General features: G+C 70.1%; 13 protein-coding genes. 8 read left to right on the top strand and 5 right to left on the bottom strand.

Annotated features, from left to right (window positions below; translation table 11 throughout):
- The first annotated feature begins 11 nt into the window (after positions 1-11).
- From DBP14_RS02985 to DBP14_RS02965, 5 genes are read left to right on the top strand one after another with little or no spacing between them, the layout of a single operon-like run.
- A complete protein-coding gene (locus DBP14_RS02985; RefSeq protein ID WP_129305494.1) occupies positions 12-2,588 on the top strand; it encodes a nitrate- and nitrite sensing domain-containing protein in 2,577 nt (858 codons plus the stop codon).
- A complete protein-coding gene (locus DBP14_RS02980; RefSeq protein WP_129305493.1) occupies positions 2,585-3,025 on the top strand; it encodes a roadblock/LC7 domain-containing protein in 441 nt (146 codons plus the stop codon). Before DBP14_RS02985 ends, DBP14_RS02980 begins: the two co-directional genes overlap by 4 nt.
- Complete coding sequence (locus DBP14_RS02975) at positions 3,022-3,498, top strand: DUF742 domain-containing protein (protein WP_129305492.1); 477 nt, start codon at positions 3,022-3,024, stop codon at positions 3,496-3,498. Before DBP14_RS02980 ends, DBP14_RS02975 begins: the two co-directional genes overlap by 4 nt.
- On the top strand, positions 3,479-4,108 hold the full coding sequence (locus DBP14_RS02970; RefSeq protein WP_129305491.1) for an ATP/GTP-binding protein: 630 nt from the start codon (positions 3,479-3,481) through the stop codon (positions 4,106-4,108). Before DBP14_RS02975 ends, DBP14_RS02970 begins: the two co-directional genes overlap by 20 nt.
- A 17-nt stretch (positions 4,109-4,125) precedes the next feature.
- Positions 4,126-4,857, top strand: a complete 732-nt coding sequence (locus DBP14_RS02965) for a sigma-70 family RNA polymerase sigma factor (RefSeq protein WP_164992238.1) — start codon at positions 4,126-4,128, stop codon at positions 4,855-4,857.
- Here DBP14_RS02965 and DBP14_RS02960 read toward each other — a convergent pair.
- Positions 4,848-5,207, bottom strand: a complete 360-nt coding sequence (locus DBP14_RS02960; protein WP_129305489.1) for a hypothetical protein — start codon at positions 5,205-5,207, stop codon at positions 4,848-4,850. The two genes, DBP14_RS02965 and DBP14_RS02960, sit on opposite strands and share 10 nt — an antisense overlap.
- Before the next feature lie 347 nt (positions 5,208-5,554).
- Here DBP14_RS02960 and DBP14_RS02955 point away from each other — a divergent pair, with 347 nt between their 5' ends.
- On the top strand, positions 5,555-8,161 hold the full coding sequence (locus tag DBP14_RS02955) for a LuxR family transcriptional regulator (protein ID WP_129305488.1): 2,607 nt from the start codon (positions 5,555-5,557) through the stop codon (positions 8,159-8,161).
- A gap of 55 nt (positions 8,162-8,216) precedes the next feature.
- Here the strand turns inward: DBP14_RS02955 and DBP14_RS35915 are convergent, their stop codons facing one another.
- From DBP14_RS35915 to DBP14_RS02940, 4 genes are read right to left on the bottom strand one after another with little or no spacing between them, the layout of a single operon-like run.
- Positions 8,217-8,381, bottom strand: a complete 165-nt coding sequence (locus tag DBP14_RS35915) for a hypothetical protein (RefSeq protein WP_164992237.1) — start codon at positions 8,379-8,381, stop codon at positions 8,217-8,219.
- Positions 8,382-8,386: 5 nt separating this feature from the next.
- Positions 8,387-9,274 carry a carbohydrate ABC transporter permease gene (locus DBP14_RS02950; protein WP_129305487.1) on the bottom strand — a complete coding sequence of 296 codons (888 nt, stop codon included), beginning with the start codon at positions 9,272-9,274 and terminating at the stop codon, positions 8,387-8,389.
- Positions 9,271-10,257 (bottom strand): sugar ABC transporter permease, encoded by a 987-nt coding sequence (locus tag DBP14_RS02945; RefSeq protein WP_129305486.1) that lies wholly within the window; start codon positions 10,255-10,257, stop codon positions 9,271-9,273. Before DBP14_RS02945 ends, DBP14_RS02950 begins: the two co-directional genes overlap by 4 nt.
- A gap of 32 nt (positions 10,258-10,289) precedes the next feature.
- Complete coding sequence (locus DBP14_RS02940) at positions 10,290-11,603, bottom strand: ABC transporter substrate-binding protein (protein ID WP_129305485.1); 1,314 nt, start codon at positions 11,601-11,603, stop codon at positions 10,290-10,292.
- 521 nt (positions 11,604-12,124) lie between these two features.
- Here DBP14_RS02940 and DBP14_RS02935 point away from each other — a divergent pair.
- Together DBP14_RS02935 and DBP14_RS02930 are read left to right on the top strand one after the other, a co-directional pair.
- A complete protein-coding gene (locus DBP14_RS02935; protein WP_129305484.1) occupies positions 12,125-13,144 on the top strand; it encodes a sugar ABC transporter substrate-binding protein in 1,020 nt (339 codons plus the stop codon).
- Positions 13,144-14,220 carry an ABC transporter permease gene (locus DBP14_RS02930; protein ID WP_164992236.1) on the top strand — a complete coding sequence of 359 codons (1,077 nt, stop codon included), beginning with the start codon at positions 13,144-13,146 and terminating at the stop codon, positions 14,218-14,220. The genes DBP14_RS02935 and DBP14_RS02930 overlap by 1 nt, the downstream gene beginning before the upstream one ends.
- Positions 14,221-14,226: the final 6 nt, after the last annotated feature.

Genomic DNA, 14,226 nt, shown 5'->3' with positions numbered 1-14,226 from the left:
GCTGAGGAGCCATGAACGTGCGCGGGGCCAAGCTCGCCCGAAACGGGTCGATACGCGTCAGGATCACGACCCTCCTCGCGGTGCCGCTGGCCGCTCTCGTCGGCATGTGGGCCTTCGCGGTCGTCACCGTGATGGGCGACCTGCAGGATCTGCGCAGAGCGTCGGAGAGCTCCCGGCACTTCGCCGCGCGCACCGACACCCTGGCCCAGGACGTCCAGGAAGAGCGGCTGGCCACCGTCCGATGGCTCACCACCGCGGTCTCCGTGCGGTCCAGGAACGAACTCCAGGAGGCGCGGACGAACACCGACGGCGCCCTCAAAGGCCTGCGGCAGGAGATCACCCAGGGCCATCTCGGTCTCCTCACGTCCGACCAGCGCCACAGCTTCACGGACATGCTCGCCGCGACGGACCCGCTCGCCTCCGTGCGCCAGCAGGTGAGTGACCGCGGCCTCTCCTGGCAGGAGGCCATGCGCTGGTACAACGAGCTGGTCGAACCCACCTTCCAGTTCCGTACGACCTTCGACGGTCTGCGTGCCGGCCGGCTCGCGGAGCGCAGCGCGGTGCTCACCGGACTCTCCCGCGCCCACGAGTACGTGTCACAGGAGGAGGCCGCGCTCACCGGACTTCAGGCCACCTCCCGTCCGAAGGAGGACCAGTACCGCCTCCTGGACAGCGCCCTGGAATCCCAGCGTCTGCTGTTCTCGCTGCACGAACAGGCACTGGCCGGGCCCGACCGGCGTCCCTACGACGCCTTCATGCGCAGCCGGCAGTGGAGCGAACTGAGGGGATACGAGAACGCGTTCTTCAGCAGCGAGACCGACAGCTCCCGGCACATCACCCGGATCGCTTCCTGGCGGGCGGCCGCTTCACAGGTCGGGGACCAGCTGGGCGCACTCAACGGCTGGCTGGCCACGAACATCGCCCGGCAGGGCGACCGGGACGCGTCCGACATCATTCGCCGCGCCGTCCTGGCGGGAGCCGTCGGCCTGTCGGCCGTGGCCCTGACGGTCGTGCTGTCGTCCCGGATCGGCCGGGGTCTGGTCAGAGAGCTGGTGGTCCTGCGCGATGCCGCCAAGGACCTCGCGGACACACGTCTGCCCGCCGTCATGGCCCGGCTGCGCCAGGGAGAGTTCGTCGACATCGCGGCGGCGGCTCCGCCCCTGGACTACGGCAGAGGCGAGATCGGCCAGGTCGGCGAGGCGTTCGACAGCGTACAGCGCGCGGCCGTCGAGGCGGCCGTGCAGCAGGCGGAGATCCGGCGAGCCGCCGCCTCCGTGTTCGTCAACCTCGCCCGCCGCACTCAGACTCTCGTACACCGCCAGCTCACCGTGCTCGACGCGATGGAACGGCGCACCGAGGACCCCGACGACCTCGGCGATCTCTTCCGCCTGGACCATCTGGCCACCCGGATGCGCCGGCACGCGGAAGGTCTGGTGGTCCTGTCCGGCGGGCCCGCGGGACGCCTGTGGCGTGACCCGGTGCGGATGCTCGACGTCGTCCGCGCCGCCGTCGCCGAGGTCGAGCACTACACCCGCGTCATGGTGCACGGCCTGCCCGGTATCCGGCTGGACGGTCCGCTCGTCACCGACGTCACCCATCTGTTGGCCGAACTCGTGGAGAACGCCACCGTCTGGTCCCCGCCGCACACCCAGGTGACCATCGCCGGTGAAGTGGTGTCCACCGGGTTCGTGCTGGAGATCAGCGACCGGGGTCTCGGCATGACCCCCACGGCGCGGGAGGAGTTCAACCGCCGCCTGCGCGAGGACCAGGAGTTCAAGCTGATCGATGCCGCACAGCTCGGCCTGTTCGTGGTGGGTCAGCTCGCTCACCGGCACGGGATCGGCGTGGTCCTGCGCCCCTCGCCGTACGGCGGCATCAGCGCCATCGTGTTCCTCCCGAACAGCCTGCTGGCCGGCGAGGAAACCGCCGCCGCGGAGGAGTCGGCCGCGGCGCGAAAGCCTGCTCCCGGGCGGGCCGAGCTGCCCTCCGACGCTCTGGAGAAACGTTCCTTCGAGTTGCGGCACACCAGCGGGCGGCCCGGAACTCCGGCCGAAGGCGGCACCCCTCCGTCCGCCGCTGATGAGGCCGGCCGTCCGCCGCTGCCCTCGCGGACCGGTGGCACTCCGTCGCGGCCGGCACACCCACACCGGACGCCTCGCGGACGCCACCGGCGCGGCGGAACACACGGTGCGCATCCACCGCACTCCGGTGCCACCGCGGCACCCGAGCCGGGCCGCACGCCGGCCGGCGCCGAACAGCCGGCCTCCCGCCGGCAGCCGTCGGAGGAACCCGGTCGCGCCCTCGTCACTCCGGCCGAGCAGGACGGTGAACTTCCTCGTCGGATCCCGCAGACGCACCTCACCGCGCGCCTCCGCGACACGCCGCCGACGGCCGCGCGCCCGGCCGACGGCGCGCCCGCCGCGCGCCCGCTCCGTCCCGAGCAGGCCCGCGCCACGTTCGGTGCCTTTCACCGCGGGACCATGCGCGGCCGGAACCCGACACCCCCGCGTCCCGACTCCGCGCCTCCCACAGCCCCGCACGAGCGCGCCTCAGCGCCCTCGAACCCCGCACGAGGAGAGAACTCATGAACGCCGTGTCGCCACCAGTACCGTCCAACGGCCTCGGCTGGCTCATGGACGAACTGGTCCGTGACGTGCCCGAGGTCCAGCACGCCCTCCTGCTGTCCAGTGACGGTCTGCCCACGGCTGCTTCGGCATCACTCACCCGCGAGGACTGCGAACACCTGGCCGCTGTCGCCTCGGGCTTGCACAGCCTCGCCAAGGGAGCCGGTCACCACTTCGACGTGGGTGGAGTCCAGCAGACGCTGGTCGAGCTCGACCGGGCCTTCCTCTTCATCACCGCGGCCGGAGACGGAAGTTGTCTCGCCGTCCTCAGCAGCGCGTCCGCCGACCCGGGACTGGTCGCCTTCGAAATGGCCACCCTGGTCAAGCGCGTCGGCGAGCACCTGGGCGCAGGACCGCGAACCGGAGTGGTACCGGATCCCGCCGGGAGAGGAGAGGCATGACGGATCCCGCCGGGTCCTTCGCAGAGCACGAATCCCCTGGCGAACGCTTCACACCACCGACAGCCGGACGCCCCGCACCCGCCGGGTACGCCTCCGGGTACCCGGCGCATCCCCTGCACGACGACGAGGCAGGCCCACTGGTCCGGCTGTACGCGATGACCCGCGGCCGCACCAGAACGGACCATGACGGCCTGTTCGGCCTGGTGGTCCTCGTCGAGGCAACCGCCGGAGCGGAACCGCCAGGTCATCCGCTGAGCCCGGAGGAACGCTCGCTCCTCGAGCTCTGCCGGGGCGGCCCGTCGACGGTGGCCGATCTCGTCTCCGCCGTCGGCCTCCCGCTGGGCGTCGTGCGCGTCCTCCTCGGTGATCTGCACCGTGACGGTCTGATCCATGTCCGCCGGGCTGCCGCGCCCGCGCAACTCCCGGACGAACACATCCTGAGAGAAGTGATCAATGGCATCCGCGCCCTTTGAGCCCCGCCGTCGGACGTCCCCGTCACCCCCCTTGACTTCACCCTCCTCGACGTCGCCTTCCTCGACGACACCTCCCACCATCCTGAAGATCCTCGTCGCCGGAGGCTTCGGTGCGGGCAAGACCACTCTGGTCGGCGCTGTCAGCCAGATCCGGCCGCTGTACACCGAGGAGCGGCTGAGCTCCGCCGGCCGTCCGGTCGACGACACGAGCGGCGTGGAGGCCAAGTCCACCACCACGGTGGCGATGGACTTCGGACGGATCGACATCAACCCCCGTCTGGCCGTCTACCTCTTCGGCACTCCCGGCCAGGATCGCTTCTGGTTCCTGTGGAACGAACTCGCCGTGGGCACGCTGGGAGCCGTCGTACTGGCGGACACACGACGCCTGCCGTCCTGCTTCGCCGCCATCGACTTCTTCGAGCAACGCGGGATCCCCTTCGTCGTCGCCGTCAACTGCTTCGACGGCGCACGTCTCCACCCCGTGGAACGTGTCCGCGACGCCCTCGGAGTCCCGTCCCGTGTCCCCGTGCTCCTTCTCGACGCGCGGCGCCGTGACGACGCCAAGAACGTCCTCATCACCCTCATCGAGCACGCGCTGCTGACCACATGACAGAAGGAGACGGATGCATGGTGACCGCCACACCCCAGGCGGCCTGGTCCGACACCGAGCTGACCGCCGCCGTGCGAGGCCCACAGGCCGAGGCCGCGATGGAGGAGCTGTTCCGGCGGCACCGACCCGCGGTGATCGCCTACGCCCTCGCGTGCTCCCGCGACCCGCACAAGGCCGAGGACCTCGCCTCGGAGGCGTTCGCCTGCACCCTGCACGCCGTGCGGACGGGCGCGGGGCCCGCGGCCTCCTGGCGTCCCTACCTCTTCAGCGTGGTCCGGCACACCGCGGGCAGGTGGGCGGCCACCGCCCGGCGCACGGAACTGTACGACGACCTGGAACGCCAGGTGGCCCAAGCGCCGAACGGCGCCGCGCCCGAGACCGGTGAGGAGCGCGTCCTCCAACTGGAGAGCGAACACCTGGTCCGGATCGCGTTCCGGTCACTGCCCCGACGCTGGCAGGCCGTTCTGTGGTACACGGCGGTGGAGGGCAGGTCCACTGCGGCCGTCGGCAAACTTCTCGGAATCAGCCCGAGCGGCGTGGCGTCCCTGGCCTCCCGGGCCCGTGCGGGTCTGCGCCGGGCCTACGGGGCCGCACACTCCGGGCCCGACAACGACGACGGTGCGCGAGGCCGTGTGCCGTCACTGCTCGGTGCCGCGGTGCGCCTCTCCGGCCTCGACGTCGGCAGGCACCGCGAGCGGCAACGGAGTGCATACGTTCTGACGTTGTGTCCGGCCGGACATCACAGATGACGCCGCGGACAGGATACGGGCAGATCAAGGAGCCGGCATCTGGAGCCGGCGAGGTGCGTCCGGGCATCGTCGGCGTCCGGGCTGTCGAGACATGACAGACGAGGATCAGGCAGGAACACCACAGGGAACGCGCCGGTGCCCGCGACGGCGACCAGGCGCCACAACTGCGGGCGGACGCCGTGGGCCCAGACGCCCTGCTCCCGGAACACCACCGGCGCGGTGAGACCCAACTCCGTGGCATGGCGGCGCAGCGCGTACCGCTGCGTCGCCGCCTGCAGAGGATCGGCCGGATAGCAGCACAGGTAGGCCGCGACGCCGGCACGGGCAGGGAAGACGTCCGCCGAAATCACCGTCGTCCCTTCGGCAGCGGTTGTCGCAGCGGCTGAGCGGGAGCCCGTCCCGGTGGTCCGAATGTGTTCGCCGGCAGGCCTCGCAAGCGTTTCCTCCTCAGTGTGCTCACACCGACGGGAACCTATGGGTGAGGAATCGCTCCAGGCCATCCGGGTGCCGGAGGCTACCCATACGCAATTAAGTCGCATGGCCGAAACCTTTAGATTCAGGGTGCTCGCGCGGAGAATCGTCGGCGCGACATACACGCAGGTCCGAGGGCCGACAGCTGGAGAAGTGAGTGAAGCTAGGAGACGCCCCATGGGCGGGCAGAGTGCGGCGGACGCTCGACGGTGAGGAACCGCGGCCGGTGCTCGTCCTGGTGGAGGGACCGGCCGGATTCGGCAAGACCCGGCTCGTACGGTCACTGACCGCGGCCCCGTGGGCCGCGCGGCTGCCGCGTGCGGTCTGGGCGTGCCGGGACGCCGAGCCGCCCGCGCTTCCCGCCGGCGGCCGGCCGTTCCTCCTCGTGGTCGAGGACCTGCACCGGGCGCCGGACCGCGCGGTGGCATGGCTGCGCGGAGTACTGGAGGAGGCGGGTCGCGGACTGGCGGTGGTGGTGACCTACCGGCCCGAGGAACTGCCCGAGCCGGGTCTGCCGCTGGGCGTCCCGGCGCCGCGCTACGCCTCACACCTGGCCGTGCGCAGGCACCGCCTCGGGCCGTGGACCGCCGACCAGGTGTGCCACGTCGTCGCCGAGGCCCTGGGCAAGCGCTGTACGCCGGAGGCGATCACGCGGTTGCACGAGCGATCCGGAGGGGTGCCGCAGGTCGTGGCAGACCTGGTCGAGGCCCTGCGCGACCGGCCCGACCAGCAGTGGTACACCCCGGCGGACGTGGATGCCGCAGGTGTTCCGGTGCGCCTGAGCGATCTGGTGCTCGCCCGCACGGCAGCCCTGGCGGAGAGCCACCGGCCGGTGGTGTGGGCGGCGGCCGTACTGGAACGGCCCGTGTCGGACAGGGAACTGCTGGCCGTGGCGGCACTGTCCGCGCCGGAGGGCCGCGCGGCCCTGGACGCCGCGCTGACGGCCGGCCTGCTGGTGGAGGCGGGAGACGGCCGGTACCGGCTGCCTTGCCCGCTGGCGGCCCAGGCGGCCGTCCACGACGTGCTGCCCGGTCCGCTGCGCAAGGACCTGCACGGGCGGGCGGCCGACGTGCTGGCGGCCGGCCCGCAGCCGGTGTCCTGGCCCGAACTCGCGCGCCACCGCCGCGCGGCCGGACGCGTCCGCGGCTGGCTGCGCGCCGTCGAGCAGGCGGCACACCAGGCCCAGACCGCCGGGTACGGCCCGAGCCACCAGGAGGCCATCGGTCTGCTGGAACAAGCGGTGGCCTCACCGCTCGTCCCGCCGCAGGCCCGGGCCCGGCTGGCTCCTGTGCTGGCCCGCCACGCGGTCGTCGGACTGCGCTCGGACGAGACCATCGAGACGCTCCGGCGCGTGCTCCGGGACGAGAGCCTGCCCGCGGCGGTGCGCGGCGAGATCCGGTACGACCTCGGGCTGCTGGCGCTGGACCAGAATGTCCTGGAACAGGCGGTGTCCGACCTGCGGGAGGAGCGGCCGGCTCTCGCCGTGCAGGCGATGTGCAGGCTTGCCGTTCCCGGCTGGCTGGGCACTCCCGTCGACGTGCACCGCACCTGGCTGCGCGCCGCCGACAAGGCGGCCGCCGACAGCGGTGACGAGGCGGCGCGAGCGGCGGTGGCCTCGGCGCGGGTCACGTTGGCCACCATGAGCGGCGACCCGGAAGGATGGTCCCTGGTGCGGGAACTGCCGACGGACAGCGCGCATCCGCAGGTGCGCCGGCACGCGGTCGCCGCACTGTGCAACGCCGCGGACTCGGCCGTGTGGCTGGGACGCTACGACCGAGCCGAGGAACTGCTGGCCGAGGGCGCCGAACTGACGGCGACGAATGGCTTCGCCTTCACCGAGCACGGGGCGCTCGGGGCCGGGCTGGTACTCGACTGGATGCTCGGGCGCTGGGCGGGCCTGGCGGAGCGCTGCGAAGCGTTCGTGGCCGCCACGTCCGACATGCACATCGCCAGCGACGGGCGGCTGGTGCTGGGGCTGCTGGCACTCTCCCAGGGCGAGTGGGGCCGGACCGTGTCGTCGCTGTCCGAGCAGCGGGTCACGGCACTGAAATACTCCTCGCTCGGTCTTGTCGCCGCCGCCTCCGGCGCGCTGATCCGCCTCGACCTGGCCCGGGACGACATCCAGGCCGCGGTCGCCGAGTCCAGGACCGCTTGGCAGCGCGTCGTCCGCAAGGGCATCTGGGCCGACGCGGCCGAACTGGCGCCCTGGGCGGTGGAGGCGACAGCCCGCGCCGGGCGCGTGAGGGAGGCGCAGGCGATGGTCGGCGCCTTCGCCATGGGAATCGTCGGCATCGACGCGCCCAGCGCCTCGGCCGCCCTGACCTGGTCCCGGGCGGTGCTGGCCGAGACGACGGGCAGGGCGGCGCGGGCGGTACCGCTGTATCGCGAGGCCTCCACCGCCTATGCGGCGCTGTCCCGGCCCTACTCGCAGGCACTGACCGCCGAGGGCGCGGGACGCTGCGCGCTGACCGCCCTCGGCGACGCGGCGCCACGCACCGCGGACGGCGCCGAGGCGATCACCGAACTCACCTCCTCCATCCAGCACTTCACCGACCTCGGCGCCCAGTGGGACGCCACCCGGGCACGGGCGTTGCTGCGCGTGCACAGCCCCACGCCCGAGCGGCGCCCTCTCGGCCGCCCCGGCTATGGCGACCGGCTCTCGCCGCGCGAGCGGGAGGTGGCCGGCCTGGCCGGAGCGGGCCTGACGAACCGGGAGATCGCGGTGACCCTGCACCTGTCGCCACGCACGGTGGAGCAGCATGTGGGCCGGGCCATGCGCAAGCTGAACCTGCAGTCCCGGCAGCAGCTGCCCGCACCGGCCGCCGACGGCTGACCGGCGCAGCGCGCGGTCGCCCTCCGGCAACCGCGCGGCCAGGCACGGCCGGGCCTCACACCGGCAGGCCCAAGGCCGGAGCGAGCACGCGCCACGCCCGGCTGAACTCGTGCTGCCAGTACGTCCAGTTGTGCCGCCCCCCCGAGTAGAAGTGGGTGGTCACCCGGATGTGCCGCAGCATCAGGGTGTAGGCGAACCGGTGGGCGGAAGGCCACAGCATGCGCCTCAGCCCTTGCTGGAGCCCAGGGTCAGGCCGCTGACGAACTGGCGCTGGAGCACGAAGTACACGACCAGGGTCGGGATCGCGGTGAGCAGCGCACCGGCGGCGACCAGGTTGGGGTCCGTGAAGTACTGGCCGGAGAGGTTGTTCAGCGCCGAGGTGATCGGCATGTTCTCGCCGGTGGAGATCAGCACGAGGGCCCAGAAGAAGTCGTTGTAGATCCAGATCGACAGCAGGGTCGCCAGCGCGGCCATCGCCGGCTTGCACAGCGGCAGGGTGATCTGCCAGTACAGCCGCCACACCGACGCGCCGTCCACCAGCGCGGCCTCGGTCAGCTCGTGCGGCAGCGAGCGCATGTAGTTGCTCAGCACGAACGCGCAGAACCCCGACTGGAACGCCACGTGGATGAGGACCAGCCCGAGCGCGGAGTCGTACAGCTTGCCGCTCTCCGTGACGCCCGGCAGGTCCGTCAGCAGGTACAGCCGGTACAGCGGGGTGATGATGACCTGCTGCGGGAGCAGGTTGCCGGCGGTGAACACCAGCAGCAGGGCGAGGTTGAGGCGGAAGTCGAAGCGGCTGACGTAGAACGCCACCATCGACGACAGGAACAGGGTGATCAGCACGGCCGGCACCGCGATCAGCAGCGTGTTGCCGAAGTAGTGCAGCATGTCGGACTGCTGGAACGCGTTGGTGAAGTTGTCCAGGCTCAGCTTGTGCGGCCAGGACACGTACCCCCGGTCGGAGGTCTCGCTGTAGGGGCGCAGGGCCGAGAAGACGGCCCACAGCAGGGGGGCGAGCCACGCCAGCGCCGTGCCCGCGAGGAAGACGTGCAGCAGGATCCGCGCCGGGCGGACGGGGGTGCGCCGCACCGGCGCCACGGTGGAGGCGCTCACGATCGCCGCTCCTTCCGGAAGGTGGCCACCAGGTAGGGGATGATCACCACGAGCGAGATCACCAGCAGGACGACGGCGATGGCGGAGCCGTAACCGATGCGGCTGGACTCGCCGATGATGTTGTTGGTGACGAGGATCGACAGCAACTCGGTGCCCTGGGCGCCCTTGTTGAAGACGTAGACGAGGTCGAAGGCGCGCAGCGCCTCGATGATGGTGACCACCAGGACGACCGTGTTGGTCGGCCGCAGGGTGGGGAAGATGACGTTCTTGAACGTCTGCCACTCGTTGGCGCCGTCCAGCGAGGAGGCCTCCCGCAGGGAGGGGTCGACGCCCTTCAGTCCGGCCAGGTACAGGATCATCATGTAGCCGGTGTGCCGCCAGGACGCGGCGATGAGGACGGCCCACAGGTTGAGGTCGGGGTCGCCGATCCAGTCGATGTAGTGGCCGGGCTTGTTGGCCCCGATGAGGCTGTTGATCAGGCCGGTGTCCGGGTTGTAGACCAGCTGCCAGACGAAGCCGATGCAGGCCATGGAGATGACGACCGGCAGGAAGAACGCGGTCTGGTAGACCCGGCTGAACCGGATCTTCTTGTCCAGCTGCACGGCCAGGAACAGGCCGAGCGGCGTCGGGACCGCGATGAGCACCGCGAACCAGATGAGGTTGTGCTGGACGGCCGGCCAGAACTGCGGGTTGTTCTCGAACAGGTGCTTGAAGTTGTCCAGGCCGACCCATTTGATCGAGTCGAACCCGATGCCGTCCCAGCTGGTGAAGGCGAGCGCGATGGAGGCCAGGGCGGTGACCCAGACCAGGAGCACGTGCAGGACCGTGGGCACGCCCGCCATCAGGCCGAGCGTGATCCGGTCGCGGCGGGTCAGCAGGCGCCGGTGCCCCTGCCTGGCCCGCTGTCCGCCGGGCACGGGGCCCGGAGGCGGCGCGGCGGCCGCCTCCGGGGTCTGCGCCGGCGTCGTCGGTGTCTGTGACATCTCTGTCGACATCTGTGTCGTCATGGGTTCGTTCACGAGGAGGCGAAGATCGTCTTCTTCTGGCGCTCGATCGACGACAGCAGGCTGTCCACGCCCTTGGGGTTCTGGATGAACTTCTGCAGCGCCGGCTGCATCACCGTGGAGGTGAAGTCGGGGCGGCTGTCGCGGTCCATGAACTGGGTGAGGCTCTTGGCGCCGCTGATCATCGTGTACGCCTTCTTCTGCAGCGCCGTGTACGTGGAGGTGTCGGCCTTGCTGGAGGCGGCCACCACGCTGGAGTCGGCCTTGAGGTAGGTCGCCTCGGCCTCGGGGGTGCCGAGGAACTGCAGCAGCTTGACCGCGGCGGAGTGGTTCTTCGGGCTCTTGCTGAGCATGAACCCGTCGGTCGGGGCCTCGACCGTGTCCTGCCCGTACGCGGAGTTGATCTCCGGGAAGGCGAAGAAGTCCAGGTCGTCCAGGTCGGCCTTGTTCGTGAACTGCTGGGCCACGAAGGAGCCGAGGACGTACATGCCGGACTTCTTGGCCACCAGGCCCTGCGCGGCGTCCTGCCAGGTACGGCCCATCGCGCCGTCCTGGTGGTAGGGGAGCAGCTCGGCCCAGTGGTCGAAGACGGCCTTCACCTTGGCGTCGGTCCAGGAGGCCTTGCCGGCCATGAGCTGCTTGTGGAAGTCGTAGCCGTTCAGGCGGAAGTTGATCTGGTCGAAGGTGCCCATCGCCGGCCAGGCGTCCTTGTCGCCGAAGGCGATCGGGACCAGGCCGTCCTTCTTCATCTTCTTGCACAGGGCGACCAACTGGTCCCAGGTGGTGGGGACTTCGTAGCCGTGCTGCTGGAAGACGCTCTTGCGGTAGAAGACCGCCCACGGGTACGTGTACAGCGGCACGAAGTAGTACTTGCCGTCCTCGCCCTGGCTGAGCTTCTTCATCGCGTCGGGGAAGTTGGCCCCGATCTTCGCCCACACGTCGTCGATGGGAGTGGCGAGCTTCTTCGCCGCGAAGAACTGCATGCGGTATCCGGCGAACCAGGTGAAGACGTCGTCCGGGGTGCCCTGCAGATACGAGTTGATCTGCTCCTGGAAGGTGTTGTGGTCCTTGGTGTTCACGTCGACCGTGATGCCGGACTTCTGCTTGAAGGCGGCGTAGATCTCGGCGAACGCCTTCTTCGGCACGGCGTCGGAGGCGTTGGAGCCGAGGGAGACGGTCTTCGGGTCCGACGACGAACCGCTGCCGCCGCACGCGGACAGCAGGGGTATCCCGGCGCCGGCGAGGACGGCGGCGGCGCCGGCCGAGCGCAACAGCGAACGGCGGCTGGGACCCGGGAGAGCGAGACCGGAAGGAGAGTGGCGCATGACGGCTCCTGAGGCATGCAGGGTTCGGCCAAGGGGATGAGCCGATCCCTGAAAGGTCATCGAAACCGATCAGAAACCAACTCGACCGAACATCGTGGGCGTAATAACAGCGTCATGTCCGCTCATGCGTCAATAGGTCTGAGCGCTCTGGGGGGTGTCTTGTTCGAAACGTAACCGTCACCGTCACCAGCGGTGTTACCGCGCCCGCGGACAATGGAGAGTCCTCGTGGCGCGGCCGGCCGCGGGGGCTGTGCGAACTCGGGGGTTCCGGTTCGGGGTCTGACCAGCGACTGGAACGCGAAGGGGTGGCGCGGCGCGCGGCGCGGTGTACTGGACGGATGGAGATGCGGAGACGGGCGCCGTCCCTAGTTTGTACTTACATTCTGACCTGTTCGTGAAATGATGTCTTAACAAAGTATTGACAGCGGGCCCGGCAGCGACTTTGATCCCGTCAACGCGACAGCGCGTCCTTATCCATGCAGGCCCCGTATCCCCCGTTGCAACAGTGAGGTGCAGGAACGATGGACCGCTCTTCCCACTCCCGCTCCCGCAGACTGGCCCCGTTCGTGGCCGTGGCCGCCGCGGCGGCCCTCACCCTCGCGGGCTGTTCCAGCAGCTCCGGGGGGAAGAAGGCCGAAGAGGGAGGGTCGAACGCCTCCGCGGGCAAGGCCGACACCCCCCGGATGACGGTCGCGCTGGTGACCCACCAGTCGCCGGGCGACACCTTCTGGGACATCGTCCGCAAGGGCGCCGAGGCCGCCGCCGCCAAGGACAACATCAAGCTCGTCTACTCCGCCGACCCGAACGCCGGCAACCAGGCCAACCTCGTGCAGAACGCCGTCGACCAGAAGGTCGACGGCATCGCCGTCACGCTCGCCAAGCCGGACGCGATGAAGGGCGTCATCGGCAAGGCCACGGCGGCCGGCATCCCGGTGGTCGGGCTGAACTCGGGCGTCAGCGACTGGAAGAAGCTCGGCCTGCTGGAGTTCTTCGGCCAGGACGAGTCGGTCGCCGGCGAGGCGTTCGGCAAGAAGCTCGACGAGGTCGGCGCCAAGAAGGCCGTCTGCGTCATCCAGGAGCAGGGGAACGTGGGCCTCACCCAGCGCTGCGACGGCATGAAGAAGACGTTCTCCGGCACGACTGAGACCCTGTACGTGAACGGCACCGACATGCCGTCCGTGAAGTCGACGATCACGGCCAAGCTGAAGCAGGACAACTCCATCGACTACGTCGTCGCGCTCGGCGCCCCCTACGCGCTGACCGCCGTGCAGTCCGTGTCCGACGCCGGCAGCAAGGCCAAGGTCGCCACCTTCGACCTGAACAAGCAGCTGACCGGAGCCATCAAGAACGGCACCATCCAGTTCGCCGTCGACCAGCAGCCGTACCTCCAGGGCTACCTGGCGGTGGACTCCCTCTGGCTCTACAAGAACAACGGCAACTACAGCGGCGGCGGGGAGCAGCCGGTGCTGACCGGCCCGGCCTTCGTCGACAAGTCCAACGTCGACCAGGTCGCCCGGTTCGCCGCGAAGGGCACCCGGTGATGAGCATGGCCCAGCAGGCAGGGCCGGCGGTGGGAAAACCGCCGGCCCCCGGCCCCAAGCAGACCGACGGCCGCACCACGCGGCGCCCGCTGGTGCTGCGGCTGCTGGCCCGGCCCGAGGTCGGCGTCTTCCTGGGGGCCGTGGCCGTCCTGGTCTTCTTCGAGATCGCGGCGCCCTCGGTCCGGCAGGGCAGCTCGATGGCGACGGTCCTCTACCAGTCGTCGACCATCGGGATCATGGCGCTGCCCGTGGCGCTGCTGATGATCGGCGGCGAGTTCGACCTGTCGGCCGGTGTCGCCGTGATCACCTCGGCGCTGACCGCGAGCATGTTCAGCTACCAGCTCACCATGAACGTCTGGGTGGGCGTGATCGTCGCCCTCGTCGTCTCCCTGGCCGTGGGCGCCTTCAACGGCTGGATGGTGGTGAAGACCGGACTGCCCAGCTTCCTGGTCACCCTCGGCACCTTCCTCATCCTCCAGGGCGTCAACCTGGCGGTGACCAAGCTGGTCACCGGCAACGTGGCCACCGACGACATCAGCGACATGGACGGCTTCGGCCAGGCCAAGAAGGTCTTCGCGTCGTCGTTCGACGTCGCCGGGGTCGAGGTGAAGATCACGGTGGTCTGGTGGCTGGTCTTCGCCGCCATCGCCACCTGGGTGCTGCTGCGCACGAGGTACGGCAACTGGATCTTCGCGGTCGGCGGCAACAAGGAGAGCGCGCGGGCCGTCGGCGTGCCCGTGAAGTTCACCAAGATCTCCCTGTTCATGCTGGTCGGCTTCGGCGCCTGGTTCGTCGGCATGCACCAGCTGTTCTCGTTCAACACCGTCCAGTCCGGCGAGGGCGTGGGCCAGGAGTTGATCTACATCGCCGCAGCGGTGATCGGCGGCTGCCTGCTCACCGGCGGCTACGGCTCGGCGATCGGCCCGGTCTTCGGCGCCTTCATGTTCGGCATGGTCAACCAGGGCATCGTCTACGCCGGCTGGAACCCCGACTGGTTCAAGGCCTTCCTCGGCGTGATGCTCCTCGGCGCCGTCCTGATCAATCTGTGGGTCCAGCGCACGGCGACCCGGAGGTAGCACCCC

It is taken from the genome of Streptomyces sp. L2 (assembly GCF_004124325.1).
In the GTDB taxonomy this organism is placed as follows: Bacteria; Actinomycetota; Actinomycetes; order Streptomycetales; family Streptomycetaceae; genus Streptomyces.
Note: the sequence above shows the minus strand (reverse complement) of the source record. Positions and strands in the feature narration are given on the sequence as shown.

What these genes read in the sequence shown, in the direction of transcription:
- DBP14_RS02985 (WP_129305494.1), top strand. Translation starts at nt 12, where the DNA reads ATGAACGTGCGCGGGGCCAAGCTCGCCCGAAACGGGTCGATACGCGTC.
- DBP14_RS02980 (WP_129305493.1), top strand. Translation starts at nt 2,585, where the DNA reads ATGAACGCCGTGTCGCCACCAGTACCGTCCAACGGCCTCGGCTGGCTC.
- DBP14_RS02975 (WP_129305492.1), top strand. Translation starts at nt 3,022, where the DNA reads ATGACGGATCCCGCCGGGTCCTTCGCAGAGCACGAATCCCCTGGCGAA.
- DBP14_RS02970 (WP_129305491.1), top strand. Translation starts at nt 3,479, where the DNA reads ATGGCATCCGCGCCCTTTGAGCCCCGCCGTCGGACGTCCCCGTCACCC.
- DBP14_RS02965 (WP_164992238.1), top strand. Translation starts at nt 4,126, where the DNA reads ATGGTGACCGCCACACCCCAGGCGGCCTGGTCCGACACCGAGCTGACC.
- DBP14_RS35915 (WP_164992237.1), bottom strand. Translation starts at nt 8,381, where the DNA reads ATGCTGTGGCCTTCCGCCCACCGGTTCGCCTACACCCTGATGCTGCGG.
- DBP14_RS02945 (WP_129305486.1), bottom strand. Translation starts at nt 10,257, where the DNA reads ATGTCACAGACACCGACGACGCCGGCGCAGACCCCGGAGGCGGCCGCC.
- DBP14_RS02940 (WP_129305485.1), bottom strand. Translation starts at nt 11,603, where the DNA reads ATGCGCCACTCTCCTTCCGGTCTCGCTCTCCCGGGTCCCAGCCGCCGT.
- DBP14_RS02935 (WP_129305484.1), top strand. Translation starts at nt 12,125, where the DNA reads ATGGACCGCTCTTCCCACTCCCGCTCCCGCAGACTGGCCCCGTTCGTG.
- DBP14_RS02930 (WP_164992236.1), top strand. Translation starts at nt 13,144, where the DNA reads ATGAGCATGGCCCAGCAGGCAGGGCCGGCGGTGGGAAAACCGCCGGCC.